Below are 25,916 nucleotides of genomic sequence, written 5' to 3' on the forward strand. Positions count from 1 at the left end.
TGCCCGTTCTGACGCCAGGTCACCCTACTGTTGAGTGACCGCCGTCGACAGCGAAAGGCCCTTGTCACCGATGTCCTCCACCGTCCAGGCATTTCCTCCCTCCGACGAGTTCGCCGCCCAGGCCAACGGCACCGCCGAGATGTATGACCATGCCGATGCCGACCGCCTCGAGTTCTGGGCCGAGCAGGCCCGGCGGCTGGACTGGGCCACCGAGTTCACCACCACCCTCGACTGGTCCGACGCCCCGTTCGCCAAGTGGTTCGTCGGAGGCAAGCTCAACGTCGCGGTCAACTGCGTGGATCGGCACGTCGCCGCAGGCAAGGGCGACCGCGTCGCCATCCACTGGGTCGGTGAACCCGGCGACACCCGCGACCTCACCTACAGCCAGCTGCTCGCCGAGGTCAGCAAGGCCGCCAATTACTTCTCGTCCATCGGGCTGGTCGCCGGCGATCGCGTCGCCATCTACATGCCGATGGTCCCCGAGGCCCTGATCTCGATGCTCGCCTGCGCCCGCCTCGGCCTCACCCACTCCGTGGTCTTCGCCGGCTTCTCCTCCGGAGCGCTGCGCTCCCGCGTCGACGACGCCGAGGCCAAGCTCGTCATCACCACCGACGGGCAGTACCGCCGCGGCCAGCCGGCGCCGTTGAAGACCCAGGTCGACGAGGCGCTCGGCACCGGCGACGACGCCGCGAAATCCGTCGAGAAGGTCCTCGTCGTGCGTCGTACCAACCACGACCCCGACCTGAACTGGGTCGAAGGCCGCGACGTGTGGTGGGAAGACACCGTCGACGAACAGTCGGACACCCACGACGCCGAGGCCTTCGACGCCGAACACCCACTCTTCCTGCTCTACACCTCGGGCACCACCGGTAAGCCCAAGGGCATCGTCCACTCCTCCGGCGGTTACCTCACCCAGGTCAGCTACACGTTCCACTACGTCTTCGACCACAAAGAAGGCCGCGATGTCTTCTGGTGTGGCGCCGACATCGGCTGGGTGACCGGCCACTCCTACCTCGTCTACGGTCCGCTCTCCAACGGCGCTACCGAGGTCGTCTACGAGGGAACCCCCAACTCCCCCAACGAGCACCGCCACTTCGAGATCATCCAGAAGTACGGCGTCACCATCTACTACATCGCGCCGACCCTGATCCGCACCTTCATGAAGTGGGGACGGGAGATCCCCGACGCCCACGACCTGTCCAGCATCCGGCTGCTCGGCAGCGTCGGCGAACCGATCAACCCCGAGGCCTGGAAGTGGTACCGCGAGGTCATCGGCGGCGACTCCGCGCCCATCGTCGACACCTGGTGGCAGACCGAGACCGGCGCCATCATGATCTCGCCGCTGCCGGGCGTGACCGCGACCAAGCCGGGATCGGCGATGAAGCCCCTGCCCGGCATCAGCGCCAACATCGTCGACGACCAGGGCAACCCCGTCGGCGCCGGTGAGCAGGGCTATCTCGTGCTCGACCAGCCGTGGCCGTCGATGCTGCGCGGGATTTGGGGCGACGACGAGCGCTTCCGCGACACGTACTGGTCACGGTTCGCCGAGCAGGGCTGGTACTTCGCCGGCGACGGCGCCCGCTACGACGAGGACCACGCACTCTGGGTCCTCGGACGCGTCGACGACGTCATGAACGTCTCCGGCCACCGCATCTCCACCGCCGAGGTCGAGTCCGCGCTCGTCGGGCACTCCGGTGTCGCCGAAGCCGCGGTCATCGGCGCCGCCGACGAGACCACCGGCCAGGGCATCGTCGCCTTCGTCATCCTGCGCGAGGGCGTGGAGAACACCGGGGACCAGCTGATCGCCGAACTGCGCCAGCAGGTGTCGGTGGAAATTTCGCCGATCGCCAAACCCCGCGAGATCAACGTCGTGCCCGAACTGCCCAAGACACGCTCGGGCAAGATCATGCGCCGTCTGCTCAAGGACGTCGCCGAAGGCCGCGAACTCGGCGACACCTCCACCCTCGTCGACCCGTCGGTCTTCGAAGCGATCCGCGCGAAGAAGGCCTGAGGCCGTTCGAGTTCTCCAGGGCCTGCCGACCTGAGGTCGGCAGGCCCTGCCCGTCTTCGCGCCACGCCATTCGATGGGTGGCTCGCCACTCCATTCGACGGGTGGCTCGCCACCCGGATCGCCCGCGCATGGCAACATATGGCCATCAGCCGAACAACGGAGGATTCTGTGAGCCCCAACGAGCACGGCCTGCCCGACGCGGGCCGGGACTCCGTCCCGTCGATCCCGCTCTCCGACGCCAACGCCGGCCGCAACGGCGAGCCGACGATCGGAAGCCTGGTCAAGGACGCGACCGCCAGCGTCTCCACCCTGTTCCGATCCGAGGTCGCGCTGGCCAAGGCCGAGCTGGTCACCGAGGCCAAGAAGGCCGGCGCGGGCACCGGGCTGCTCATCGTCGCCGGTGTGATGGCGCTCTACGCGAGCTTCTTCTTCTTTTTCTTCCTCGCCGAACTGCTCGACGAGTGGGTCTGGCGCTGGCTGGCGTTCCTCATCGTGTTCCTCATCCTGGTGGCGGTCACCCTGATCGCCGCGTTCGTCGGATACCTGTTCTTCAAACGCGTGCGCGGACCCGCGAAGACGATCGAGACGGTCAACGAACTGCCGACCGTCCTGCCCCACCGCGGCTCGGCGCACGACACCACCACGCACCCGAGAATCCCGCCCGCCCGCGAAGGGTGATCCGTGAGCGAGGAGCCCGACCCCTCGACCGTTCGTCTCCCGGGTGATTGGGAGCATCTCGACGTCCGCGCCAACGGAGTCCGTTTCCACGCCGTCCAGCCCGCCGGCGTTCCCGCCGACGACCGCCCGTTGGTGCTGCTGCTGCACGGATTCGGCGAGTTCTGGTGGAGCTGGCGACATCAGCTGACCGCGCTCACCGACGCCGGCTTCCGCGCCGTCGCCGTCGACCTCCGCGGCTACGGCGACACCGACAAACCACCGCGCGGCTACGACGGCTGGACCCTGGCCGGCGACACCAACGGCCTCGTCCGCGCGCTCGGACACACCCGGGCCACCCTGATCGGACACTCCGACGGCGGCCTGGTCTGCTGGGCGACCGCCACGCTGCACCCGCGCGTCGTCGACCGGATCGTCGTCATCGCGTCCCCGCACCCCCGCGCCCTGCGTCGACGCGTGTTGCGGGACAAGGCACAACGCGCACAGTTCTTACCTCTGTTCCTGCGCAACCAGATCCCCCGCCTCGGTGAACGGCAGGTCACCCGCGACGACGCGGCCTTCGTGTCCGACTACTTCGCGGAACGGTCGTCTGCCCCCTGGCGCGGTGAACCCGACTACGCGCACACCGTCGAACTCAACCGGTCGGCCATGCTGATCCCCAACGTCGCGCACTGCAGCCTGGAGTACCGGCGCTGGGCGTTCCGTTCGCAGTTCCGACCCGACGGCGCCCGCTTCATGGAATTGATGGACCAGCGGCTGCATCTCCCCGTGCTGGCCCTGCGGGGCCGCGACGACCCGTACATCCTCGACGACGCGATGGCCGACAGTCACCGATGGGCCGCGCACCAGACGTATCGGCAGGTCGAGGGCAGCGGCCACTTCGTCCATCAAGAACAACCGGCCGCGGTGACCGACCACATCCTCGAGTTCCTACGCCACGAACCCGCACCCACGCCTGACCGCGCGCGCCGATCGGCCCGCGAGGTCAGGCGAGGACGCAGCGTTGCGTACTCACCCGCTCGCTTCGTCGCTCGGATTCGTCGAAGTCGGAGCGCACCTGACGGGCGGTGAGCACGAAACCGGTCTCGTCGGCGGCATTCTCGGCCGCGCCGAAGACCACACCGAGCACCTCGCCGTCCGAATTCAGCAGCGGCCCACCCGAATTGCCCTGCCGGATCAGACCACGGACGGCGTAGACCTCACGGGTCACCTGCCCGGTCCGGTAGATGTCGTCACCGGTGTGGGCGAAGACCGCACGCACCCGCAGCGGGCTCACGTAGAACGGTCCGGCCTCGGGGAAACCGAGTGCGATGGCGTCGTCCCCGGTCGACGCGGGGCGTGAGGCGAACCGCAGGGCCGGCGCCCGGAGGCCCGGCACGTCGAGCACCGCGACGTCGTTCTCGCTGTCGAAGAGCACGACGCGCGCCGGGAGCTGCGCCCCCGTCGAGGTCTGGACCTCCAGCCGTTCGGTGCCCGCGACCACGTGCGCGTTCGTCATGACGCGCTCCGGAGAGACGACGAACCCGCTCCCCTCGAGCGCCTGCCGGCAGCTCGGCGCCACGCCTTCGATCTTCACCACGCTGGGACGCGCCTGCGTCACCACCGGCAGTTCGGCCAGCGCCTGATCGGGAGGGTCGACGTTCGTCGACGGGGTGCTGACGAACGGGAGCTTCGGGAGTCCCGAACTGTCCAGGAGCGCCTTGAAGTCGTCCGGGATGTCGTCGACCCACTGCGGCGACACCGCGTCGACCCCGGTGAGCACCTTCGAGTCCCGAACCGCCCCGGCGATCGCCGGGTCGGCGGACTCGCGCAGCGGGATCGCCAGCAGGCCCGCGGCCAGCAACACCGCGACCACCTGTAGGAGCGAGCCGACTCCGCTGTCGACGGCGCGCAGCCCGGGCGACCGGATGCCACCGCGAGCCGCACGTCCCAGAACCATGCCGGCCACCTCGCCGACGACCACGAGCACGACCAGCACCAGAATCCCGGCGAGCACCCGCACCTGCAGATCGTCGAACTGCTCGATCAGGCGGGGCGCGAGCAGCAGACCGGCTACGGCGCCGAGTGCGACTCCGATGAACGCCAGGGCCGAGGCGACCGCACCCGACCGGTACCCGCTGGCCGCCGCGAGCAGGGCGATGCCGATCACGATGATGTCGACCCATGTCGAGCCGGTCATCGGGCACCTCCGGACTCGGCGTTACCGGCGTCGACCACGTCGCGGTCGTCCGGGTACAGCTCTGCGAACCCGGATTCCTGCCGGCTCCCGGCGAGCTCGATCATCTTCTCCAGCGAACGAACGTCGGCGGAGTCCCACGGACGGTCCCAGCCGGACACCTCGCTGATGGCGGCGATGAGCCCACCCGTGAATCCCCAGACGAGCAACTGGTCGACGAAGAACGCGGGCCCCTTGTAGACGATGCCGACCGCCTTGCGGCGGACCTGGAACCGGTTGTCCGGGTTCAGCAACTCGCGCAGATTGATCCGGTCCACGCGCGCGGTCTCGCCCTGGTCGACGACGCGCACCTCGCTCGGGCGGTGCCAGTAACCGATCACCGGGACGACGTCGAAGCCCGACACCCCCACGGGAAAGCTCGGCAGGGTCGCGAGGATGGTCACCCCGGATGCGTCGAGGCCGGTCTCCTCCGCCGCCTCGCGCAGCGCGGTGCCCACCGGGAAGTCGTCGCCGGGATCGGCCGCGCCCCCGGGGAACGCGACCTGCCCGCTGTGCTGGCGAAGTGTGGGAGCGCGCTCGGTCAGCAGGACCTCGGCGTCGGCCGGCACCCCGCCGGGATGATCGTCGGCCGACTCCCACGTACCCGAGAACAGGATCAGAACGGCCGCCGACCGGGAGTTGGTCGGCAACATCGTCGCCCAGCGCGATCGATCACCGCCGCGGTTGTCGACGCTTGTCGTGACGGCGCTGACATCGTCGGTCAACGCCCGCAGCCACGGCGGGATCTCGTCCCGCGGGACCAGCGGTCCCGCGTCGGCGCGCGAACGCCCGCTCATATCCGCACGCCCAGATGCTCGGCCACCGAATCGGCGATCTCCTCCGGACTGTCGAAGACACCGGGATAGACCTCGGCGACCGTGCCGTCGGGTCGAAGGAAGACGGTCGACGGGAACACCCTGGGTGCGTTGATGGCCGCGGCCACCTTTCCGTCGAGGTCGAGCACGGACGGCAAGCGGACTCCGATCTCGGTGAGCAGCGTCAGCGGGAAGAACGGGTTGCTACCGCCTTCCTTGGCGTGCAGGGCCAGCACGGTGACCCGGTCGCCGGCCCGCGCGGCGAACTCCTCGAAGTAGGGCAGCTCGGTCTTGCACGGACCGCACCACTGCGCCCAGACGTTGATGACGAGCGGTCGGCCGGCCGTCGAGGCACCGAGGTCGTAGGGCGCTCCGGTACTCAAGCAGGGTTCGACGACGCCGTCGAGGACGGAGTCCGGCGACTCCGGCAGTCCGGTGACCGGGCAGTCCGGCAGGTCGGCGGTGCTGCGCGCCTCCGCCAGACGCGCCTCGTCCACCGGCGCATCGATCGGGCGGACTCCACTCGACGAGGGCGGTGCGCTCGACATCGGCGACGGATCGTCCCCGCGCGGCCAGATCGCCACGATCAGCGCGATCATCACGACCACGAAGACCACGGTCCACCGCGCGGCAGGTGGAAACCGAGAACCCCGGGGTGACGTCGGCCCGCTTGGTTCGCTCACGGGGCCGCGATCCCGGCCAGCGCGAGGAGATGCTCGGTCTCCGGCCCTTTCACCAGGGCCGCGGCCTCGGCCTTGTCCATCGGTCCGGTGCCCACCGACGGACAGTCCTTGGCGAGGACGCACACCCCGCAGGCCGGCTTGCGCGCATGACACACCCGTCGGCCGTGGAAGATCACCCGGTGCGACAGATCCGTCCACTCCCGCCGCTCGATCAGCTCGCCGACGGCGTGCTCGACCTTCACCGGATCGGTCTCCTCGGTCCACTGCCAGCGCCGGACCAGGCGGCCGAAGTGGGTGTCGACGGTGATGCCTGGCACACCGAAGGCGTTGCCCAGCACCACGTTCGCGGTCTTGCGCCCGAACCCGGGCAGCGACACCAGATCCTTCAGATTGTCCGGGACCTCCCCGTCGAACCGCTCGACGAGCGCCTGCCCGAGTCCGATGATCGAGTTCGCCTTGTTCCGGTAGAAGCCGGTGGGACGGATCATCTCCTCGAGCTCGGTGCGGTCCGCCCCGGCATAGTCCGCGGCCGTCCGATACCTGGCGAACAGCGCGGGGGTGGTCATGTTCACGCGCACATCGGTGCACTGCGCCGACAGGATCGTCGCCACCGAGAGCTCGAGCGGGTCGGTGAAGTCGAGTTCGCAGTACACGTGCGGGAAGGCGACCTGGAGGGTCCGATTCATCCGCCGAGCGCGCCGGACCAATCCGAGATGGGTCTCCTGCTTGCGTGCCGGGGTCGGTCCCGCGGCCGCAGACTTGCGTGCGCTCACCTGATTCAGGTTAGCGATGCGCACGGCGAAGCCCGATTCCGCTGGCCCCCGACACGGGGCGAAGCACTCTCACACACCCCCTGAATGGAACATCACCGCAGGTCAGAACCGCGTGTTCGCCCTGGGCGAAGGGCTGGTCACGGCCACATCGGCGTGCTCACGCGCAACCTACGGTCAGGTAACAAGTCAATGACGGCGGCCCTCTCGATGCGGTTCCGGGCGGGTCGATTGTGTTTACTTGTCCCCATGCACGGTCTCGCGGCGCTGCTGTTCCCGGCTGTACTCATGTTGTTCGCCATGGGCATGGACAAGGTCCAGTCCCGGATCGACCGCTCGGCGGTCTCACGCGATGAGGTGGAGGACTTCCTCGACTCGGCCGACGCCCAGAACGTCCAGACCCTCGCCCGCGAGGGCATGCCGGCCGCGCTCGACGAACTCCGCGACCGACGGGTCACCCGTCACGAATCAGCGGTGTCCGGCCACACCGAATCGCCGCAGCGGGCCAGCTGACCGGCCGTCGCCGCCCCCGCTTCCGTACCGCCCGACCACCGCGTCGACACTCCGCCAATCGGACACACCCGCAATGAGCTTCCAGTGACCCATCCAACACATATGCTTGTGCGCGGGGTAGCGTAGCCAACGGCGCGATCTGACGCGGGCTGTAGAGAGATTCGAGAAAGGTTCCCTAGGTGGAAGAAGTACTGGCGCGGGCGGGCATATTCCAGGGCGTCGAGCCCTCCGCCGTCGCGGCGCTGACCAAGCAGCTTCAGCCCGTCGACTTCCCTCGCGGACACGTGATCTTCCACGAAGGCGAGCCCGGCGATCGGCTCTACATCATCATGTCCGGCAAGGTGAAGGTCGGCCGACGCTCGCCCGACGGACGCGAGAACCTGCTGACGATCATGGGCCCGTCCGACATGTTCGGCGAACTCTCCATCTTCGATCCCGGCCCCCGTACCTCGTCGGCGACGACGGTCACCGAGGTCCGCGCGGTGTCGATGGACCGTGACGCGCTGAAGGCGTGGATCAAGGACCGTCCGGAGATCGCCGAGCAGCTGCTGCGCGTGCTGGCACGCCGCTTGCGCCGCACCAACAACAACCTCGCCGACCTCATCTTCACCGACGTGCCCGGTCGCGTCGCCAAGCAGCTCCTGCAGCTTGCGCAGCGCTTCGGCACCCAGGAGGGCGGCGCGCTGCGCGTCACCCACGACCTGACCCAGGAAGAGATCGCCCAGCTCGTCGGCGCGTCGCGCGAGACCGTCAACAAGGCGCTCGCCGACTTCGCCCAGCGCGGATGGCTGCGCCTCGAGGGCAAGAGCGTGCTCATCGCCGACTCGGAGCGTCTCGCGCGCCGCGCGCGCTGACTCGAGTTCACCACGAAGCCGCTCGGTCCTCCGGGAGCGGGCGGCTTTGCTCTTCCCTCGAAGGGTCAGGCTTCGCGCAAATACTCCAACTGTGCCTTCACCGACATCCGCGCGGCGGGCCACAGCTTCTTGTCGACGTCGGAGTACACCTTTCGCACCACCTTCATCGGCTTCGCGTCGCGGGCCGAGACACCCATCGTGTCCAGAGCGGCGACGATCTGGTCGATCCGCTCCTCGCGATGCGCCTTGTAGTACCGCGCGACGGGGCCCAGATCGGGATGGTCCGGACCGTGCGCCGGGAGCAGTGCCGCTCCTTCCCCTTCGACGATCAGACGGTTCAGCGAGTTCAGATAGTCGCGCAACCCGCCGTCGGCGGGATCGAGCACGGTCGTGCCACTCCCGAGGATCGTGTCGCCGGTCAGGACCGCACGTTGTCCGTCGTGTTCGACGAGGAAGCTGACGGAATCCCCCGTGTGTCCCGGGGTGAACAGCACCGTGATCCGCAGACCCGCGGCCTCGATCACCTCACGGTCCCGCAGTGGCGCCCCGTTGCGGCAGTGCTTCTCCAACCGAGCGCGTACCGGCGCACCCGTGCGCTTGTGCAGGCGCGACACCCCGCCGGTGTGGTCGAAGTGCCGGTGGGTCACCAAGACCAGTGCGACCCCGGGCAATTCGGCGAGGCGCCGGGCGTGGTGTTTGTACTTCGGCGGTCCCGGGTCGACGACCACGCATTCCTCACTGCCGGGAGCGCGCAGCACGTAGGTGTTCGTGCCGTCGAGTTCCATCATCCCGGAGTTGTCGCACAGCAGGACCGACGCGAAGGGGGTCACTTCCCGCAGCACCCCGTAGGCAGGGTGCGTGGGTGCGGCGTCGTTCGGTGAGCTCATGGTCCCCGAGCCTATCCACTCGGTGCGAGGAACCGGGCGAAGCCCGACGATCCGACCATGCCGAGTCGATCCCCGGGTCAGACCCCGCCGACCGTTGCACCGTTCACGGACTGCTCGCCGGCCGACCCGTCCACCACCGTGGGCGCCACCTGATCCTGCAGGCTGCGCAGCAGCGCGGCGCCCTGGGTGATCACACCGGTCATGATCTCGTTGACGCCCTCGGCCCCGTTGTACACGGTGAGGTTCGCGGTGCTGAGGCCCTTGGCGACCTCGCCGACAAGCGTGGGCAGGGCCTCGATGAGCTGCTGATCGAGGGCGATGCGGTTGTGCTGTGCGGCGGCCGCCGACTGGATCTCGACCGCCTTGGCCTCCGCCTCGGCGATGATCTGTCGTCGTAACGCCTCGGCCTCGGCCGGTTTCACCACTTCGGAGATCAGCTCCTGCTCACGCAGTTCGGCCTGCGCCTGCGCGAGCACGGACTGTTCGCGGATGACCTCCTGGTTGACCCGCGCCTGCGCGAGCGGACCGGCCTGGGCGGCTTCGGCATTGGCCTTGTCGGTCTCGGCCTTGATCGCAGCCCGCTTGATCGCGGTCTCCCGCTCGTAGTCGGCCTGGTTCCGCAGCGACTCCTGCTGCGCCTTCGCCGACTCCTGGTCGGCGCGAGCACGTTCGACCGCCGCCTCGCGCTGCACCTTGGCGATGTTCGGGGCAGCCAGCGCGTTGATGTAACCGGAATCCATGTCGTCGATCGACTGGATCTGGAACGAGTCGACGACGAGACCGATCGATCCCATCTCACGCTTGGACGCGTCGAGCACCTGACGGGCCAGGGTGTCGCGCTCGCGAATGATCTGCTCGACGGTCATCGAGCCCACGATGGAACGCAGGTGACCCGAGAAGATCTGTCCGGTCAGTTGATTCATCTCGTTCTCCTGCTCGGAGATGAAGCGCTGTCCGGCGTTGACGATCGACGCCACGTCATTGCCGACCTTGTGGGCGATGACCGCCCGCACGTTGAGTTGGATGCCCTGGGTCGTCACACAGACCTCTCGGATAGTCGCCTCGTGCAACGCCATCGACAGGAAACGGACCTTCCGGAAGAAGGGCATGACCCACTTCCCGTGCCCGACGACGACCACGAATGGCGCATCGTCGAAGTCGGACTTGGCGCCGGAGATCAGCATCGCCTCATCGGGTTCGGGAACGTAGTAGCCGAGCATGGTCTCTCCTCGAGCGGCAGGCGATATGTGTCGACGTCAGATCCTGCCGCATCCGGGACCTTTCGACGATCGGTTGTTCACATGGTTCGGTTCGCCGTGCCGGGGACCGGTACCCATGGCTCGACATCGACGACTCGGCCGGAACGTTCGGCGATGACCAGAACGGGCGCGTCGAGCCCGATCGGTGCGGCGGCGCGGGCGAGGAACCGCTCGGTTCCGCCGGCCAACGGCAGTTCGATCTCCCCGAGGAGTTCGCCGCCCGGTATCGACATCGTCACCGTCCCGGTACGCCCGACGAGTTGCGATGCTGCCATCCGACGGCCTCCCCAGTGTCCCCGATCCGTGTGTCGAACCCTAGGCCATGGCGGTCCGTCGTCGGTCGCGGACACCGTCGAGCACCACGTAGGCCGCCGTGAGCACCGCGATCACGGCGGCGCCGAGCACCAGCACCCCGTAGCCGAAGGCCCCGACGACGAGTCCGGAGAGCGCGCCCGCGGCCGCGCCGGCCAGACTCATCGCGGTGTCCGAAACCCCCTGCGCCGGTGCGCGTCGCGCGGTCTCGACACTGTCGGTGAGGAGCGTGGAGGCCGCCACCGTCGACGCCGACCATCCCACGCCGAGCAGGACCAGCGCGACGACGAGACCCGTCTGCGATTCCGCGAAGACGAATCCGACGACGCAGCTGACGACGAGTGTCGCCTGACCGCCGAGGATCACCGGGATCCGGCCGGTCCGGTCGGCGAGCAGGCCCATCACCGGTGCGAGCGCGTACATCCCGGCGATGTGCGCGCTGATCGACAGGCCGACCAGCGTCACCGAGGCGCCCCCGTGATGCATGTGGACCGGCGTCAGCGCCATCACCCCGACCATGACCGCGTGCGCCGACACCACCGCGGCCATCGCGGCCCGCGCCGGCGGCGAGTGCGTGATCGCCGAAAGCCCCTCGGCCAGCGACACTTTGACACGTCCCCCGTCCGTGTCGCCGGTCGCCACGACCAGCGGGTCGGGGCGGAGGCCGACGAACAGCACGGCCGCCGCCCCGAGGCACCCGACCGCACCCACGAGGAACGGACCCGACAGATCGGCCATCGCGAACCACCCGGCGACGGTGGCACCGATCGGGACCACCGCCGGCCCGATCACCGCGCCGACCATCGTCGTCCACACCACGAGCGAGAGGTCGCGGCCACGAGTGCCGGCCGACGACAGATCCGTTGCCGCGAAACGTGCCTGCAGGCTCACCGCGGTGCCCGACCCCACCCCGGCCATCCCGACGAGCATCAACGCGAACCAGCCGCGATCGACGGCGGCGGCCACGACCAGCGAACCGGCCCCGGCGATCACCAGGCCCGTGGTCAACGCGGGACGCCGCCCGCGTCCGGCGGCCAGGGACGCCAACGGGAGACCGGCGGCCGCAGCCCCCAGCGTGACCACGGTCGTCGGTATCCCGGCCAGGGACGCCGTTCCCGACAGTTCCTCACCGAGGATCGCCCCGAGCGCCAGCGCTCCGCCCATCGACAGGCCGGCCAGGATCTGGGCTGTGCCCAGCAGGACGATGGTCCGCCGTTGCAGAGCGAGGCGACTGGAGGCGGCGTCGATGTTCACCCGATCAGCATCGACGTTGACCCGGCGCCCGCCAAGTCGGATCGCACCCCGGCGCGGTGTCAGCCGACGATCAGGTCGTACCCGAGCTTCCCCACCATCACGACGACGACGGCCAGCAGGACCCACCGCACGAACGAACTGCCGCGGCCGATCGCCATGTGCGAGCCGATCTGGGCGCCGACGATGTTGGCGACGGCCAGGCCGAGACCCAAGAGCCACAGCACATTTCCCTGCAGGCCGAAGACCGTGAGGGCGCCGAGGTTGGTACCGGTGTTGATGACCTTCGCCATCGCCGAGCTCTCCAGGAAACTCGTCCCGACCAGCGCGGTCAGGCTGATGATGAGGAAGGTACCGGTCCCGGGACCCATCACCCCGTCGTAGAAGGCCACGACGACACCGGCCAGCACGAGGCCCGCGATCGTCGAGACGCGCGAGCGCGGTCCCGTCGACGCGTCGGTCCCGAAGCCGGGATTGAGCGCGACGAACAGTCCGACGCCGACCAGCATGACCAGCACGATCGGCGTGAAGATCTCGGTGGGCAGGACGACGGCCACCGTCGCGCCGAGGGCCGAGAAGACGAGCGCCGCAACGAACACCGGGATCAGGCGACGAAGATCGATCCGGACGTGCCGCACATAGCGCCACGCCGCCGACGCGGTCCCGAAGACCGCTGCCAGCTTGTTGGTCCCCAGGGCCGTCGCGATCGGCAACCCCGGCTGGGCGATCAGCATCGCCGGGATCAGCACGAGGCCACCGCCGCCGACCACGGCGTCGACCCACCCGGCCGCGGCGGCCGCCGCGATCAGCAGCGCGACGTCCAACGGAGACGTCAGGCCACTTCGACGATCAGTTCCACCTCGACCGGCGCACCGAGCGGGAGTTCGGCGACCCCGACAGCGGACCGGGCGTGCACGCCGGCGTCGCCGAAGATCTCACCGAGGACGTCCGACGCCCCGTTGATCACCGCCGGCTGCCCGGTGAAACCCGGTGCGGACGAGACGAACCCCACGACCTTGACCACCCGGACGACCGAGTCGATCCCGACCAGCGCGTGGATCGCGGCGAGGGCATTGAGCGCACAGACCCGAGCTGCCGCAGTCGCCTCATCCGGCCGAACGACGCCTTCGGCGCCCTCATGGACCTTGCCCCGCGCCGACAGTTCGCCGTCGACGATGGGCAGCTGTCCCGAGGTGTAGACGAGGTTGCCGGTGCGCACGGCCGGGGTGTAGCTCGCAACCGGTGGCACCACCGACGGGAGTTCGATGCCCAGTTCGGCCAGACGATCGGTCCACGTGGTCGCCATGGTCAGCCCTTCGGTCGCTTCAGGTAAGCGACGTGCTGCTCGCCGGTGGGACCGGGCAGAACCGAAACCAGTTCCCAACCGTCTGCGCCCCACTGATCGAGGATCTGCTTCGTGGCGTGCGTCAGCAGCGGCACGGTCACGTATTCCCACGCGGTCACTTCACTCATGGACTCACCCTATCTGGCGACGGTCAATGGATAAGGTGTTGCGGTGGCCAACGAACAGGGCTCACGATCCGGGTCGGGTGAGGCGCTCGATTCCGGCGTGACAGACAACTCCTCCGTCGCGCGCGACAACGAGTGGCCGGCGGCCGCCGCGCGCGCACGCCTGCACTTCGTGACGGGCAAGGGCGGCACCGGCAAGACCACGATCGCGGCGGCGCTCGCACTCGCGCTCGCCGCCGATGGCAAGAAAGTCCTCCTCGTCGAGACCGAGGGTCGCCAGGGCATCGCGCAGGTCTTCGACATCCCGCCGCTGCCACCCACCGACACCCGCATCGCGACCGCCGAGGGCGGCGGCGAGGTGTCCGCGCTCGCCATCGACATCGAGCACGCCCTTCTCGAATACCTCGACATGTTCTACAACCTCGGCTTCGCCGGCCGCGCGATGAAGCGGATCGGCGCGATCGACTTCGTGACGACCGTCGCTCCCGGACTCCGCGACGTCCTGCTCACCGGCAAGATCAAAGAGCGCATCATCCACACCGACAAGCAGGGCAACCGCGTGTACGACGCGGTGGTCGTCGACGCGCCGCCGACCGGCCGGATCGGCAATTTCCTCGACGTCACCCAGGCCATGGCCGACCTCGCCAAGACCGGCCCGATCCGCAACCAGAGCGAAGGTGTCGTCCGCCTGCTCCACTCGGAGGAGACGATCATCCACCTGGTGACGCTCCTCGAGGCGATGCCGATCCAGGAGACGATCGAGGCGATCGACGAACTGCGGGGCAAGAACCTCAACCTCGGCAGTCTCGTCATCAACCGCGTCAGCGAGCCCCATCTGCCCGCCGAGGTGATCGACGAGATCGCCGAAGGTCGGGTCGACGCAGGGCGTGTCGAGGACGGCCTCACCGCCGCCGGACTCAAGCTCGCCGACGGCGACCTGGCCGGCCTGCTCACCGAGACCATCGAGCACGCGACCCGCCTGCAGGCGCAGCAGATCGCCAAGGCGCAGCTCGACGAGGTGGAGATGCCGACACTCGAACTGCCGTCCCTCGGTGACGGCGTCGACCTGGGGTCGATCTACGAGCTGGCCGACCTCCTCCAGAAAGCGGGTGCGTGATGCCACTCGACCTCAAGATGGGCGCGGTGCTCACCGACCCCGCGACCCGCGTCGTGATCTGTTGCGGCGCAGGCGGAGTCGGCAAGACGACGACGGCTGCCGCGATGGCGATGTACGCCGCCGAACAGGGCCGGACCGTGGCCGTGCTGACGATCGACCCGGCCCGGCGCCTGGCGCAGTCGCTCGGGATGTCCGAACTCACCAACGACCCGCAGCCGGTCTCGATCGACGGCAAGGGCACGCTCGACGCGATGATGCTCGACATGCGACGCACCTTCGACGAGATGGTGCTCGAGTACTCCACTCCCGAACGCGCCGAGGCGATCATGCAGAACGCCTTCTATCAGACGGTCGCCTCGTCGTTCTCCGGGACGCAGGAGTACATGGCGATGGAGAAGCTCGGCAAGCTCCTCGAGCAGGACCACTGGGACCTGATCGTCGTCGACACCCCGCCGTCGCGCAACGCACTGGACTTCCTCGACGCCCCGCAGCGGTTGGGGTCGTTCCTGTCCGGGCGTCTGATGAAGGTGCTGGTCGGCGGCGGTCGCGGCGTCGGCCGGATGGTGACCGGCGCGATGAGCCTGGCCATGCGTGGTGTCTCGACGATCATCGGCGGCGAGATGCTCCGCGACGTGGCGACCTTCGTGCAGTCACTGGACTCGATGTTCGGCGGCTTCCAGGATCGCGCCGCGAAGACCTATGCCCTGTTGAAACAACCGGGCACCCAGTTCGCTGTCGTGGCCGCGGCCGAGGCCGATGCCCTGCGGGAGGCCGCGTTCTTCGTCGACCGCCTGTCCGAGGAGTCGATGCCGCTGGCCGGACTGATCCTCAACCGGACCCACCCGAACCTGACGTCGATCCACGAGGAGGCGGCGCTGGTCGCCCTCGAGTCGGTCACCGACGAACTGGCTCGCGGTGTACTCCGGATTCACGCGGATCGGGCCGCCACCGGGAAGCGCGAACTCCATCTGCTGCAACGGTTCACGGCGTCGCACCCGCGGGTGCCGATCGTCGGGGTGCCGGCGCTGCCGTTCGAGGTGGCCGACGTGACCGCCCTGCGCGCGGTGGCCGAGCAGATCACCGGCCGCGGCTGATCACCGAGCGCGACGAGCCGTCCCCCGCTGGTCGAGAAGGCGAGGAGCGTGCGACGAACCGTTCCCCCCGCTGGTTGAGCAGGCGAGGCGTGCGCCGAGACCGCCCCCTGCTGGTTGAGCAGGCGAAGAGCGTGCGACGAGCCGTCCCCCGCTGGTTGAGCAGGCGAGGAGCGTGCGACGAGCCGTCCCCCGCTGGTTGAGCAGGCGAGGAGCGTGCGACGAGCCGTGTCGAAACCACTCGACACGGCTCAGGGGAGAAGAGGTCAGACGGCGTCGCGGTGCCGCCGGCGCTGCGCGGCGAAGAACGCCGACCAGGACGTGACCTCGGGATGCTGGCGGAGAAGTGCGCGACGCTGACGTTCGGTCAGTCCGCCCCAGACGCCGAACTCCACGCGGTTGTCGAGTGCATCGGCACCGCATTCGAGCTGCACCGGGCAGTGGCGGCAGATCGTGGCGGCCTTGCGCTGGGCCGCACCCCGCACGAACAGATCATCGGGGTCTCCCCCTCGACAACGCGCCTGAGCAACCCACGCCAAGCGATCCTCTTCGTTGGAAACTGCCGCTGTCGCCATCCGCCACCCCTACCTGTCGTATCTGCGTAGCTGCGAGAACGTCTCAACTCGCTGCTCAAGCCACATTTGCAGCGAACTGTTAAGTGAGTCACATTCTGCACTCAATCTAGGGATCTGTGCTTGGGGGCGCAACCCCTGGAGCCGACAAAGTGGGACAACCGTGCAAACTCATCCGAACGGACGGCTCGCGGGCGGCGGTTTCCGGCGCATACACCGGCGATCCACCAGCCCCCCGACCGTCGGCTCGGGGCCAAGCTGCGCCGATGCCGCGGGCGAGGCAGGACGATGTTCGGAACCAACGCACGTATCCTGTCGGGGTGATGTCGAAGAAACTGTGGTCGCTGGCGTGGGCGAGCCTGCTGGCCGGAGTTCTCGTCGCCGGCCTGCTGTACCCCGTGGCCAGCGGAATCGGCGTCGTCTCCAACCGGGCGGCGGCCGCTGTAGAGAACGTGTCCTCCGAACTGCTCAACGGCACGTTGCCGGAGGTCACCACGATGACCGACGTCGACGGGAAGCCGATTGCGGTGCTGTTCGACCAGTACCGATATCAGGTCGGCTACAACGACATCTCGCCCGATATGATCCGGGCGATCATCTCCGTCGAGGACCGCCGGTTCCTCGAACACGACGGCGTCGACTGGAAGGGCACCATCCGTGCCGCGCTGAAGAACTCGTCGTCGGGCGAGGTCCAGCAGGGAGCGTCGACGCTCGACCAGCAGTACATCAAGAACTATCAGCTCCTGGTGCTCGCACGGACCGAGGCGGACCGCCAGGCCGCGATCGAGACCACGCCCGCGCGCAAGCTCCGCGAGGTGCGCATGGCGCTCACCCTCGAGCAGACCCTGATCGACCAGGCCAAACGCGACAAGGGACTCGACGACGCCGCCGCCAAGCAGGAGGCGAAGAAGCAGATCGTCACGCGGTACCTGAACGTCGTCCCGTTCGGCAACAACGCCTACGGCATCGAGGCCGCCGCGCAGACCTACTTCGGCATCCCCGCCAAGGACCTGCGGGTCGAGCAGGCCGCGTTGCTGGCCGGCATGGTGCAGTCCAGCTCCGCGCTGAATCCGTACTCGAACCCCGAGGCCTCCCTCGCGCGCCGGAACGTCGTGCTGGACACGATGATCGACAACTTCCCGGAACGACGCGCCGAGCTCGTCGCGGCCAAGGAGGCGCCCCTGGGCGTGCTCCCGAGTCCGCGGACCCCGACCCAGGGCTGCATCGCGGCCGACAACAACGGCTTCTTCTGCGACTACGCCCTGCAGTTCCTGGCAGAGAACGGCATGTCCCGCAATTCGGTCCTGCGCGGCGGCTACATCATCCAGACCACGCTCGACCCCGAGGTCCAGCGGTCCACGGTGCGGGCGGTGAAGAGTCAGGCGAGCCCGACCGCCGACGGCGTCGCCGACGTGATGAGCACCCTGCGTCCGGGCAAGAAATCGCACGACGTGCTCTCGATGGCGTCGAGCCGCGACTACGGTCTCGATCTCAACCGCGGCGAGACGATGCAGCCACAACCCTTCTCGATGGTCGGCGACGGTGCCGGCTCGGTGTTCAAGATCTTCACCGTCGCCGCCGCGATGGAGAAGGGTCTCGGCGCCGGCTCGAACATCCCCGTCCCCGGGTCCATCGCCGTCGAGGGCATGGGCAACAGCGGCGGGGCCAACGGATGTCCGGCCAATGCGTACTGCGTCAAGAACGACGGCCGCTACCCGGCGTCGATGTCGGTGACGAACGCCCTGGCCCAGTCGCCGAACACCGCGTTCGTGAAGCTGCTGCAGCAGGTCGGCGTCAAGCCGGCGGTGGACATGGCCGTCCGCCTGGGCCTGCGTTCGTACACCATCCCCGGGTCGTCGGGTTACGGCGAGAAGAGCATGGCCCAGTACGTCAAGGACGGGAACTTCGGCTCCTTCACCCTCGGCCCGCTGCCGCTCAACGGCCTCGAGCTCGCCAACGTCGCCGCCACCATCGCGTCGGGTGGCACCTGGTGCCCGCCCAACCCGATCAAGTCGATCAGCCAGATCAAGCGGGACCAGTACGGCAACCCGGTCATGGGACCGGACGGCCAACGCGCCCTGACCGCGGTGCCGTTCACACCACCGCCGTGCGAGCAGGTCGTGGACGAGGGCCTGGCACACACCCTCGCCAACGCCATGAGCAAGGACGACGTGGGTGGTGGTACCGCGGCCGGTGCGGCCGGCTCCGCGGGCTGGACGCTGCCGATGTCGGGTAAGACCGGCACCACGGAAGCGCACCGCTCCTCGGCGTTCGTCGGGTTCACCAACCAGATCGCCGGCGCCGCGTACGTCTACAGCGACGGCCCGAACCCGCAGGGCGTCTGCAGCAGTCCGCTGCGCTCCTGCTACGACGGCGACCTCTACGGCGGCATGGAACCGGCGCGCACCTGGTTCCAGGCCGTCAAACCGGTGGCGACGAAGTTCGGCCCCGTCAACCTGCCCCCGATCGACCGCGAATACTGGAACGGCAGCGACCGGGGCCGCATCCCGCAGGTCAGCGGCCTACCCGCCAGCGAGGCCACATCGCGGCTGCAGGGTGCCGGGTTCAAGGTCAGCGAGCTCGACGTGGACAGCGGACGCCCGCAGGGAACCGTGGTCTTCACCGCACCGTCCGACTCGGCCATGCCCGGCAGCACCGTGACGATCTACGTCAGCAACGGCCGCCGCGCCGACGGTGACGAGGGCGGCCCCACCGAGACCACCGTCGTGGTACCCGGCGTCGGCCCGGTGGTGATCCAGCTACCTGGCTGACCCGCGATCAGACAATCGACGCCCCGCCCGCGCTGCTCACGAAACCGGGGCGGGATCGTCGTGGGGGATGCGTATTCTGGGGTGATGCAGCACTCCGAACTCGACATCGCACGCCTCGGCATCTCTCGCCTCGGTCCGTCCGGTTCCGGGGTACCCGCGCGCGCTCTGGCCGGCGTGGCGGGGCTCGCCGCCGCCGGACTGCTCTACTCGACGGTGATCGAGCGCAACGCTTTTGCGTTGCGACACACGACGCTGTCCGTTCTCGAACCGGGCGCCTCGCCGTTACGTGTCCTGCACATCAGCGACCTGCACATGATGCCCAACCAACGCCTCAAGCAGGCGTGGATCGCCGAGCTCGAGGCGCTCGAACCCGACCTCGTCGTCAACACCGGGGACAACCTCGCGCACCCGCAGGCCGTGCCGTCGGTCATCCAGTCGCTCGGCGGCTTGTTGTCGCGGCCCGGCCTGTTCGTCTTCGGGTCCAACGACTACTTCGGTCCCAAACCGAAGAATCCGTTCAAGTACTTCAAGAAGGACCATCAGCGCACCCAGGGCGATCCCCTGCCGTGGCAAGATCTGCGTGCCGCATTCACCGAGCGTGGATGGCTCGACGCGACGCACACGGTCCGCGAGCTGGAGGTCAGCGGCGTGCGGGTCGTCGCGGCCGGCGTCGACGATCCCCACATCGAACGAGACCGCTACGAGACGATCGCGGGCCGCCCGAACCCGCTGGCCCACCTGCGGCTCGGGCTCACCCACTCTCCCGAACCGCGGGTCCTCGACCGGTTCGCCGCGGACGGCTACGACCTCGTGATGGCCGGACACACGCACGGCGGCCAGCTCTGCCTGCCGTTCTTCGGCGCGTTGGTGACGAACTGCCAGTTGGATCGCTCCCGGGTCAAGGGTCCGTCGAGCTGGGGGTCGTCGATGAAGCTCCACGTGAGCGCGGGTCTGGGCACGTCCCCGTATGCCCCGGCACGCTTCTGCTGCCGCCCCGAGGCCAGCCTGCTCACCCTCACGCCGGTGTCGCACGGTGACGCCGACTACGACGCCGACCAGTCGCTTCCGCAGCTGGCCCGGGAGACCATGTGAGCGTTGACCTTCATCCCCGTGTGAAGGTCCTGGCGTTCGACACCTTCGGGACGGTCACCGACTGGTTCACCGGGATCTCCGGTGCCGTCGGCGCGATCGCCCCGGAGGTCGACGCAGCGGCGTTCGCCAAGGAGTGGCGACGCCGGTACTCGCCGATCCTGGCTCGCGTCGAATCCGGCGAACTGCCGTGGCGTCGCCTCGACGACCTGCAGACCGAGACGCTGCACGACGTCGCCTCGCTGTTTGCGCTGACACTCGACGACGATCAGGCCCGCACCCTCGTCCGAGCCTGGCGGACGATTCCCGCCTGGCCGGACGCGGTCGAGGGTCTGCAACTCCTCAAACGCGATCACATCATCTGCGCACTGAGCAACGGCACCGTCGCGCTGCTCACCGACATGGCCCGGCACAACGCGTTCCCCTGGGACGTGATCGGCGGGTCCGACCTCTGGCGGCACTACAAACCTGCGCGCGAGACCTACTGCGGGCTGGCGGATCTGCTCGAGGTGGAGCCCGCCGAGGTGATGATGGTGGCCACCCACCAGAGCGATCTCGACGCCGCGCGCTCCTTCGGCCTGCGGACGGCCTTCGTCGAGCGGCCGGACGAGTGGGGCGGGGACGAGAAGGATGATTCCGGCTCGCCGGACAACGACTTCCACGCGACGGATCTCCTCGACCTCGCGCGGCAGCTGAGCCCGTCGGTGACCGGCCCGTCCCGATGACCCTCGACGACCTGCTGCGCTGGGAAGATTCGGGGGCGTCGTGGCGGGTGGTCCATCACGGACCGGATGGAATCACCCTGGGTCTGCTGCGCTGCGACGGTGGCGAGGAGGTGGACCGCGTCGTCACCGACGATCCGATCATCCTGGCCCACATCGGTGGCCGGTCGTCGTCGGACGAGGAACCGGAGTGACCCCACAGAGACGAGGAGACCCCGACCGGATTTCTCCATGTCAGGGTTTCTTCTGCAATCTCAACCTTGCGTCGGGGTGGCGGGATTCGAACCCACGACCTCTTCGTCCCGAACGAAGCGCGCTACCAAGCTGCGCCACACCCCGTGTGTAGCCTGCGATAGCTTATACCCCGCCCCGGCCGACTACTAAATCGCCTGGTCAAAGATGCGTCCGGTCTGGCTGAAACCCGTGCGGAGGAGAGTCGCACACCCCATCCTTGCTGTGGTCCATCCGTACCAGTGCCGCCGCGCCGTCGGTCGGGACCAAGGAGTCGGCGCACAACCACTGAAAGGACACGCCAAACAATGAGCGCTTCCCCCGATCAGCAGGCCAACTCGTCGGCCAAGCAGGGTTTCGCCTTCGGTATCGCGATCGTGGCCGCCGCGCTGCTCTTCGTGGCCGGCTTGGTCTCGATCTTCCAGGGCATCTCGGCGATCGCGAACGACGACCTGTTCGTCGCCGGCCAGAACTACATCTTCGAGTTCGACCTCACCACCTGGGGCTGGATCCACCTGATCCTCGGCATCGTCGGGGTCCTCGTCGCCGGCGGTCTCGCGGTGGGCGCCGACTGGGCGCGGATCTCTGCGATCATCATCGCCTCGCTGTCGATCATCGCCCAGTTCCTGTGGCTTCCCTACTACCCGGCGTGGGCCATCCTGATCATCGTGCTGGACCTGATCGTGATCTGGGCTGTCTCCACCTGGAACCCCAACAACGAATACAACCTGTGACCGACCGCTCTGACGCAGTGACGACAGTTCGCTGAGACGAGGGCTGCGGGGGAACCAATCCACGACGCGCATCCGGTCCGAATCGTCTCGTGACGCTGCTCCACCTGGGCGGCGCGACGACGAACCGCCCGAAAGGAACACCATGCGCATCACCCGGTCCCTCGCAGCCCTTGTCGCCGGCGTCCTCCTCAGCGTCGGCTTCGCCGCCGGGACGGGTCCGGCGCAAGCCGCGCCGCTGGCCCCCGTGGCGAAGGTCGAGGTGGATCGCTACCTCGGCGAGTGGTGGCAGCTCGCCACCGTGCCGTCCTTCTTCGGGGTCACCTGCGCCCGGGACACCAGCGCGACCTACACCTATATCGACGCCAAGACGATCGGCGTCGACAACCGCTGCACCGGGCCCACCGGCATGCGTGGTGGCGTCGTCGGACGTGCGACGGTCGTCGACCCGCAGACCAATGCCCAACTGAGCGTCCGGTTCCCACAGACACCGGGCAGCATCAACCCGGGCGGCGCACCGAACTACATCGTCGCCTACCTCGAAGACGGGCCGGATCCCGCCGGGCCGTACCGGTACGCGATCGTCGGGGACCCCTCGCGCGGATCGGGATTCCTGCTGTCGCGCGACAAGGTGGTCCCCAACTCGGAGTTGCGTCGCCTGGCCAAGGAGATCGAGAAGGTCGGGTACAACCCGTGCACGTTCCTCGTCTCGCCGACCACCGGTGGTCGCAGCGACTATTCACCGCTCTGCACGGTGTGACGGTCAACGCCAGACGGTGACGACGACTCCGGCGCAGACTTGAAAAGGTCTGCGCCGGAGTTGTTTCAGCCGGCCTCGGCGTCCGGTCCCGACGCCGGCGCCATCCGGCGGAACTCGTCGGGGGTGCACCCGAACTTCGACCGGAAGCGGTTGCGCATCGTCGCCGTCGAGGCGAATCCCGACGCGTGGGCGATGGCCTCGAGTTTCAGGTTGCCCGGACCCATGAGCAGCGCCTCCGCCCACTCCAGACGTCGATCGGCGATCATCTCGGCGAGCGACGTGGTGCCACCGGCGAGCACCCGGTACAGGTGCCGGCGGCTCACGTGCAGGTGCCGGGCGACGACCTCCACACTGAAGTCGGGATCACGGAAATTCTGCTCGATGAGGTCGGCGACCGCGGCACGCAGGTACCGCTCACTCGTCCGGACGTCCGACCGTACTACACTCGAAACCGATTCCGGCACAACACGTATCGACTGAACGTCACGACCATTGAGGACTGCGGTCACCTGGGTTCCTTCCACGCGAGAGAATGCTCCCACCCGATACACGAGTTTATCGACGGTCACACCTGCGGTCTTGGGCCTTTGGTCCCACTTTCAAGCATTCCGGTCCCGCGATTGTGCTGCGCGACGCGAACTTCCGTGAGCGGCCGCGACGGCGGAGTCGGTCAGTCGTCCAACTTCCCTGCCGGCCCGGACACTCGTCGTACTGTGAGAGTCGTGACCACCCAGGACGCCGGAGCCGAGCGACGAGCCGAGTTGCGAACAGCAGCGCTCAGGGTTGCCGACGAGGTCCTGTTCCCGGCGGCCGGCGAGGTGGACCGCACCGGAGCGGTCCCCGAATCCCACTGGCGAGCGCTGGCCGACGCCGGCCTGTACGGCATCGCGGCGCCGGTCGAGGCCGGCGGGCCGGGACTCGAATTCGGTGAGGTCACCGAGGTCCTCGAGGTGCTCACCAGTGGTTGCCTCGCCACCGCTTTCACCTGGATCCAGCACCACGGCGTCGTCCTGTCCCTCGCCCGGAGCACCAACGACGAGCTACGTGGCGAACTCCTCGACGCGACCGTGAGCGGACGTCTACGCGCGGGCGTCGCCTACGCCGGAGTCGTCCCCACGCCACCACGGATGGTCGCGACGCACACCGACGACGGCTGGCTCCTGAACGGGCACGCGCCGTTCGTCAGCGGCTGGGGTGTCGTCGACCTGCTTCAGATCTCGGCGCGCGACGCCGAGACCGATGACGTCATCTCCGCGATCCTGCGCATGCCCGACCTGGTCGGCGGCAGGTCGTCCGCAGCGGTCCGGGTAACACCCGTGGATCTGTCCGCCGCCGCCGCGACGACCACGGTGTCCCTACGGGTCGACGGTCTGATGGTCCCGTTCGATCGCGAGGTCACGCGCGTGGGCCTCGCGGAATTCTTCGCGACCCAGAACGTCGGCGTCCGACTGAACGGCACCCTCCCGTTCGGCCTGGTGCGGCGCTGTGCGGCACTGCTCGATGTCGGCGGCCATCACCGGGAGGGGCGGGCGCTGCGCGAGCGCGCCGACGTCGTCCGAACCGCGCTCGACGCCGGGATGGCAGATGCCACCGCACTGCTGGTGGCCCGGGCCGACGCCGCGGCGCTGGCGCTCGATGCCGCGGCCGCGCTGGTGTCCGCGGACGGCGGCCGCGCCGTCGAGCGCGGAAGTGATTCCGAACGGCTGTTCCGCGAAGCCGCGTTCGTCCTGGTGGCCGCGAGCCGCCCGGAACTCAAAACAGCTCTGCTACACCGCTTCAGCGGTACCTGAAGTCGCGCAGGAAGAGCGCCTCGGCCAGGGCGATCCGCTCGATCTCGGACGGGTCGACGCTCTCGTTGGGTGCGTGGATCAGGCACCGCGGCTCCTCGACGCCGAACAGCATGACCTCGGCGTCGGGGAACAGCGACTGGAGAACATTGCACAACGGGATCGATCCACCCTGCCCCTGGATCAGCACTTCGCTGTCGTAGGCGGTCGACAGGGCGCCGGTGAGCGTGTCGTACGCCGGGCCGCTGGTGGATCCGACGAAGGGCGCGCCCACCGCCTCACGCTCGAAGGAGACCCGTGAGTTCCAAGGCGCGACCTTGCGGAGATGCTCGACGAGCGCGTCCTGCGCAACCATCGGGTCCATCCCCGGTGGCACGCGGAGGTTGATGCGCGCCCGCGCCCGCGGCTGCACCGCCGCCGACGATCCGACCACCGGCGGGCAGTCGATGCCGAGCACCGTCGCGGCCGGGCGCGCCACACCATGTCGGACACCGATCCCGATCCGACCAGGTCGACCCCGTCGAGAACCGTTGCATCGTTGCGGAATCGGTCGGGCGGGTAGGACACACCCGGCCACCGGGCGTCGGCGTCGAGTCCGGCGACGGTGGTGTTGCCGTGCTCGTCGCGCAGGGTCGCGAGCATCGAGATGAGCGCCGCGAGTGCATCCGGGGCGGCCCCGCCGAACATTCCGGAGTGCATCGCCGACCCCAGCGTCTCCACGGACACGACGACGTTCGCGATGCCGCGCAGCGTCGTCGTCAGACTCGGTTTCCCGACCGCGAAGTTGCCGGAGTCCGCGATCAGGATCGCGTCGGCGGCAAGCAATTCCGGATTGCGGACCGCGAAGTCCTCGAGGCCTCCCGTCCCCTGCTCCTCGGACCCCTCGCCGATGATCTTCACCGTCACCCCGGCCTGGCCGGCGACTGCGCGCAGCGCGGTGAGGTGCACGGCGATGTTGCCCTTGCAGTCGGCAGCGCCGCGGCCGTACCACCGCCCGTCCCGCTCGGTCAGTTCCCAGACGGGAGAGTCCCATTCGTCGTCGCCGAGCGGCGGTTGCACGTCGTGGTGGAAGTAGAGCAGGACGGTCGGAGCACCCTCCGGGCCGGGAATGGACCCGGTGATCGCCTTGCTGCCGTCGCTGGTGACATGCGCGGCAGCGTCGTCGACGCCGACGGCACCGAAGGCCGCCAGCAGCCAGTCGACCATCCCGTCGCACTCCTCGACGGGAAACTGCTGCGGGTCGTGCACCGACCGGAACCGGACCATCTCCGCGAGATCCGATCTCGCCTGCGGCATCAGCGCGGCGACCTGCTCCCGCAACGACGTCTCA

General features: G+C 68.6%; 27 protein-coding genes, 1 tRNA gene and 1 pseudogene. 14 read left to right on the forward strand and 15 right to left on the reverse strand.

Annotated elements, in window-relative coordinates:
• Positions 1–70: 70 nt before the first annotated feature.
• From acs to B1818_RS01745, 3 genes are all read left to right on the forward strand, one after another.
• The gene (acs, locus tag B1818_RS01735) at positions 71–2,011 is read left to right on the forward strand and encodes an acetate--CoA ligase (RefSeq protein ID WP_058251096.1); all 1,941 of its coding nucleotides are present in this window, start codon (positions 71–73) and stop codon (positions 2,009–2,011) included.
• A 168-nt stretch (positions 2,012–2,179) separates the two neighbouring features.
• Entirely contained in the window at positions 2,180–2,689 is a 510-nt protein-coding gene (locus tag B1818_RS01740) for a phage holin family protein (protein ID WP_058251095.1), read from the forward strand.
• Between the two features lie 3 nt (positions 2,690–2,692).
• Entirely contained in the window at positions 2,693–3,757 is a 1,065-nt protein-coding gene (locus tag B1818_RS01745; protein ID WP_078111776.1) for an alpha/beta fold hydrolase, read from the forward strand.
• On the opposite strand, the gene B1818_RS01750 is transcribed toward B1818_RS01745, so the two are convergent.
• From B1818_RS01750 to nth, 4 genes are all read right to left on the reverse strand, one after another.
• Positions 3,672–4,865 carry a MarP family serine protease gene (locus B1818_RS01750; protein WP_078111777.1) on the reverse strand — a complete coding sequence of 398 codons (1,194 nt, stop codon included), beginning with the start codon at positions 4,863–4,865 and terminating at the stop codon, positions 3,672–3,674. The two genes, B1818_RS01745 and B1818_RS01750, sit on opposite strands and share 86 nt — an antisense overlap.
• Entirely contained in the window at positions 4,862–5,698 is an 837-nt protein-coding gene (locus B1818_RS01755; RefSeq protein WP_078111778.1) for a CoA pyrophosphatase, read from the reverse strand. Before B1818_RS01755 ends, B1818_RS01750 begins: the two co-directional genes overlap by 4 nt.
• The gene (locus B1818_RS01760; protein WP_240199209.1) at positions 5,695–6,315 is read right to left on the reverse strand and encodes a TlpA disulfide reductase family protein; all 621 of its coding nucleotides are present in this window, start codon (positions 6,313–6,315) and stop codon (positions 5,695–5,697) included. Before B1818_RS01760 ends, B1818_RS01755 begins: the two co-directional genes overlap by 4 nt.
• 80 nt (positions 6,316–6,395) lie before the next feature.
• Positions 6,396–7,085, reverse strand: coding sequence for an endonuclease III (gene nth / locus B1818_RS01765; protein ID WP_226514344.1), 690 nt, complete (start codon positions 7,083–7,085; stop codon positions 6,396–6,398).
• A gap of 333 nt (positions 7,086–7,418) precedes the next feature.
• Between nth and B1818_RS01770 the strand changes: the two genes are divergently transcribed.
• Entirely contained in the window at positions 7,419–7,682 is a 264-nt protein-coding gene (locus tag B1818_RS01770; RefSeq protein ID WP_058251089.1) for a hypothetical protein, read from the forward strand.
• Positions 7,683–7,861: 179 nt separating this feature from the next.
• Positions 7,862–8,536 carry a Crp/Fnr family transcriptional regulator gene (locus tag B1818_RS01775; RefSeq protein ID WP_004022089.1) on the forward strand — a complete coding sequence of 225 codons (675 nt, stop codon included), beginning with the start codon at positions 7,862–7,864 and terminating at the stop codon, positions 8,534–8,536.
• Between the two features lie 65 nt (positions 8,537–8,601).
• On the opposite strand, the gene B1818_RS01780 is transcribed toward B1818_RS01775, so the two are convergent.
• From B1818_RS01780 to B1818_RS23875, 7 genes are all read right to left on the reverse strand, one after another.
• Positions 8,602–9,423: an MBL fold metallo-hydrolase gene (locus B1818_RS01780; RefSeq protein WP_078111781.1), complete on the reverse strand. Its 822-nt coding sequence runs from the start codon at positions 9,421–9,423 to the stop codon at positions 8,602–8,604.
• A 77-nt stretch (positions 9,424–9,500) separates the two neighbouring features.
• Positions 9,501–10,643 carry a flotillin family protein gene (locus B1818_RS01785; RefSeq protein WP_058251087.1) on the reverse strand — a complete coding sequence of 381 codons (1,143 nt, stop codon included), beginning with the start codon at positions 10,641–10,643 and terminating at the stop codon, positions 9,501–9,503.
• 77 nt (positions 10,644–10,720) lie between these two features.
• Complete coding sequence (locus tag B1818_RS01790; RefSeq protein ID WP_058251086.1) at positions 10,721–10,957, reverse strand: hypothetical protein; 237 nt, start codon at positions 10,955–10,957, stop codon at positions 10,721–10,723.
• 40 nt (positions 10,958–10,997) lie between these two features.
• Complete coding sequence (locus B1818_RS01795) at positions 10,998–12,248, reverse strand: MFS transporter (RefSeq protein ID WP_078111782.1); 1,251 nt, start codon at positions 12,246–12,248, stop codon at positions 10,998–11,000.
• 59 nt (positions 12,249–12,307) lie between these two features.
• Complete coding sequence (locus tag B1818_RS01800) at positions 12,308–13,069, reverse strand: TSUP family transporter (protein ID WP_065630674.1); 762 nt, start codon at positions 13,067–13,069, stop codon at positions 12,308–12,310.
• Between the two features lie 8 nt (positions 13,070–13,077).
• Positions 13,078–13,551 carry a RidA family protein gene (locus tag B1818_RS01805; RefSeq protein ID WP_058251083.1) on the reverse strand — a complete coding sequence of 158 codons (474 nt, stop codon included), beginning with the start codon at positions 13,549–13,551 and terminating at the stop codon, positions 13,078–13,080.
• 2 nt (positions 13,552–13,553) lie between these two features.
• The gene (locus B1818_RS23875) at positions 13,554–13,718 is read right to left on the reverse strand and encodes a DUF4177 domain-containing protein (protein ID WP_004022081.1); all 165 of its coding nucleotides are present in this window, start codon (positions 13,716–13,718) and stop codon (positions 13,554–13,556) included.
• A 43-nt stretch (positions 13,719–13,761) separates the two neighbouring features.
• Here B1818_RS23875 and B1818_RS01810 point away from each other — a divergent pair, with 43 nt between their 5' ends.
• Both B1818_RS01810 and B1818_RS01815 read left to right on the forward strand, forming a co-directional pair.
• Positions 13,762–14,832 (forward strand): ArsA-related P-loop ATPase, encoded by a 1,071-nt coding sequence (locus tag B1818_RS01810; protein ID WP_078111783.1) that lies wholly within the window; start codon positions 13,762–13,764, stop codon positions 14,830–14,832.
• Positions 14,832–15,926, forward strand: a complete 1,095-nt coding sequence (locus tag B1818_RS01815) for an ArsA family ATPase (RefSeq protein WP_078111784.1) — start codon at positions 14,832–14,834, stop codon at positions 15,924–15,926. The genes B1818_RS01810 and B1818_RS01815 overlap by 1 nt, the downstream gene beginning before the upstream one ends.
• 263 nt (positions 15,927–16,189) lie before the next feature.
• Here the strand turns inward: B1818_RS01815 and B1818_RS01820 are convergent, their stop codons facing one another.
• A complete protein-coding gene (locus tag B1818_RS01820; RefSeq protein ID WP_004022078.1) occupies positions 16,190–16,498 on the reverse strand; it encodes a WhiB family transcriptional regulator in 309 nt (102 codons plus the stop codon).
• 320 nt (positions 16,499–16,818) lie between these two features.
• On the opposite strand from B1818_RS01820, the gene B1818_RS01830 reads away from it, so the two are divergent.
• The 4 genes from B1818_RS01830 (at position 16,819) to B1818_RS01845 (ending at position 21,271) form a co-directional block, all read left to right on the forward strand.
• A complete protein-coding gene (locus B1818_RS01830; protein WP_078111785.1) occupies positions 16,819–19,266 on the forward strand; it encodes a penicillin-binding protein in 2,448 nt (815 codons plus the stop codon).
• Between the two features lie 84 nt (positions 19,267–19,350).
• Positions 19,351–20,358, forward strand: coding sequence for a metallophosphoesterase (locus B1818_RS01835; RefSeq protein WP_078111786.1), 1,008 nt, complete (start codon positions 19,351–19,353; stop codon positions 20,356–20,358).
• Entirely contained in the window at positions 20,355–21,080 is a 726-nt protein-coding gene (locus tag B1818_RS01840) for a haloacid dehalogenase type II (RefSeq protein ID WP_078111787.1), read from the forward strand. The genes B1818_RS01835 and B1818_RS01840 overlap by 4 nt, the downstream gene beginning before the upstream one ends.
• Positions 21,077–21,271, forward strand: coding sequence for a hypothetical protein (locus B1818_RS01845; RefSeq protein WP_078111788.1), 195 nt, complete (start codon positions 21,077–21,079; stop codon positions 21,269–21,271). The genes B1818_RS01840 and B1818_RS01845 overlap by 4 nt, the downstream gene beginning before the upstream one ends.
• Positions 21,272–21,342: 71 nt before the next feature.
• On the opposite strand, the gene B1818_RS01850 is transcribed toward B1818_RS01845, so the two are convergent.
• Positions 21,343–21,416, reverse strand: a tRNA-Pro gene (locus B1818_RS01850).
• Between the two features lie 200 nt (positions 21,417–21,616).
• Here B1818_RS01850 and B1818_RS01855 point away from each other — a divergent pair.
• Together B1818_RS01855 and B1818_RS01860 are read left to right on the forward strand one after the other, a co-directional pair.
• Positions 21,617–22,042 carry a hypothetical protein gene (locus B1818_RS01855; protein ID WP_058251076.1) on the forward strand — a complete coding sequence of 142 codons (426 nt, stop codon included), beginning with the start codon at positions 21,617–21,619 and terminating at the stop codon, positions 22,040–22,042.
• Positions 22,043–22,184: 142 nt separating this feature from the next.
• The gene (locus B1818_RS01860) at positions 22,185–22,799 is read left to right on the forward strand and encodes a lipocalin family protein (RefSeq protein ID WP_078111789.1); all 615 of its coding nucleotides are present in this window, start codon (positions 22,185–22,187) and stop codon (positions 22,797–22,799) included.
• Positions 22,800–22,864: 65 nt separating this feature from the next.
• Here B1818_RS01860 and B1818_RS01865 read toward each other — a convergent pair whose 3' ends face one another.
• Positions 22,865–23,308, reverse strand: a complete 444-nt coding sequence (locus B1818_RS01865) for a helix-turn-helix transcriptional regulator (RefSeq protein WP_078111971.1) — start codon at positions 23,306–23,308, stop codon at positions 22,865–22,867.
• A gap of 213 nt (positions 23,309–23,521) precedes the next feature.
• Here B1818_RS01865 and B1818_RS01870 point away from each other — a divergent pair, with 213 nt between their 5' ends.
• The gene (locus B1818_RS01870; protein ID WP_078111790.1) at positions 23,522–24,589 is read left to right on the forward strand and encodes an acyl-CoA dehydrogenase family protein; all 1,068 of its coding nucleotides are present in this window, start codon (positions 23,522–23,524) and stop codon (positions 24,587–24,589) included.
• On the opposite strand, the pseudogene B1818_RS01875 reads toward B1818_RS01870, so the two are convergent.
• Positions 24,576–25,882: pseudogene (locus B1818_RS01875) on the reverse strand (dipeptidase). The gene B1818_RS01870 and the pseudogene B1818_RS01875 sit on opposite strands and share 14 nt — an antisense overlap.
• Positions 25,883–25,916 lie beyond the last annotated feature (34 nt).

It is taken from the genome of Gordonia sp. IITR100 (assembly GCF_002009645.1).
Taxonomy (GTDB): domain Bacteria; phylum Actinomycetota; class Actinomycetes; order Mycobacteriales; family Mycobacteriaceae; genus Gordonia; species Gordonia hongkongensis.

What these genes read in the sequence shown, in the direction of transcription:
- acs (WP_058251096.1), top strand. Translation starts at nt 71, where the DNA reads ATGTCCTCCACCGTCCAGGCATTTCCTCCCTCCGACGAGTTCGCCGCC.
- B1818_RS01750 (WP_078111777.1), bottom strand. Translation starts at nt 4,865, where the DNA reads ATGACCGGCTCGACATGGGTCGACATCATCGTGATCGGCATCGCCCTG.
- B1818_RS01755 (WP_078111778.1), bottom strand. Translation starts at nt 5,698, where the DNA reads ATGAGCGGGCGTTCGCGCGCCGACGCGGGACCGCTGGTCCCGCGGGAC.
- B1818_RS01760 (WP_240199209.1), bottom strand. Translation starts at nt 6,315, where the DNA reads ATGATCGCGCTGATCGTGGCGATCTGGCCGCGCGGGGACGATCCGTCG.
- nth (WP_226514344.1), bottom strand. Translation starts at nt 7,085, where the DNA reads ATGAATCGGACCCTCCAGGTCGCCTTCCCGCACGTGTACTGCGAACTC.
- B1818_RS01770 (WP_058251089.1), top strand. Translation starts at nt 7,419, where the DNA reads ATGCACGGTCTCGCGGCGCTGCTGTTCCCGGCTGTACTCATGTTGTTC.
- B1818_RS01780 (WP_078111781.1), bottom strand. Translation starts at nt 9,423, where the DNA reads ATGAGCTCACCGAACGACGCCGCACCCACGCACCCTGCCTACGGGGTG.
- B1818_RS01785 (WP_058251087.1), bottom strand. Translation starts at nt 10,643, where the DNA reads ATGCTCGGCTACTACGTTCCCGAACCCGATGAGGCGATGCTGATCTCC.
- B1818_RS01790 (WP_058251086.1), bottom strand. Translation starts at nt 10,957, where the DNA reads ATGGCAGCATCGCAACTCGTCGGGCGTACCGGGACGGTGACGATGTCG.
- B1818_RS01805 (WP_058251083.1), bottom strand. Translation starts at nt 13,551, where the DNA reads ATGGCGACCACGTGGACCGATCGTCTGGCCGAACTGGGCATCGAACTC.
- B1818_RS23875 (WP_004022081.1), bottom strand. Translation starts at nt 13,718, where the DNA reads ATGAGTGAAGTGACCGCGTGGGAATACGTGACCGTGCCGCTGCTGACG.
- B1818_RS01815 (WP_078111784.1), top strand. Translation starts at nt 14,832, where the DNA reads ATGCCACTCGACCTCAAGATGGGCGCGGTGCTCACCGACCCCGCGACC.
- B1818_RS01820 (WP_004022078.1), bottom strand. Translation starts at nt 16,498, where the DNA reads ATGGCGACAGCGGCAGTTTCCAACGAAGAGGATCGCTTGGCGTGGGTT.
- B1818_RS01830 (WP_078111785.1), top strand. Translation starts at nt 16,819, where the DNA reads ATGTCGAAGAAACTGTGGTCGCTGGCGTGGGCGAGCCTGCTGGCCGGA.
- B1818_RS01835 (WP_078111786.1), top strand. Translation starts at nt 19,351, where the DNA reads ATGCAGCACTCCGAACTCGACATCGCACGCCTCGGCATCTCTCGCCTC.
- B1818_RS01845 (WP_078111788.1), top strand. Translation starts at nt 21,077, where the DNA reads ATGACCCTCGACGACCTGCTGCGCTGGGAAGATTCGGGGGCGTCGTGG.
- B1818_RS01855 (WP_058251076.1), top strand. Translation starts at nt 21,617, where the DNA reads ATGAGCGCTTCCCCCGATCAGCAGGCCAACTCGTCGGCCAAGCAGGGT.
- B1818_RS01860 (WP_078111789.1), top strand. Translation starts at nt 22,185, where the DNA reads ATGCGCATCACCCGGTCCCTCGCAGCCCTTGTCGCCGGCGTCCTCCTC.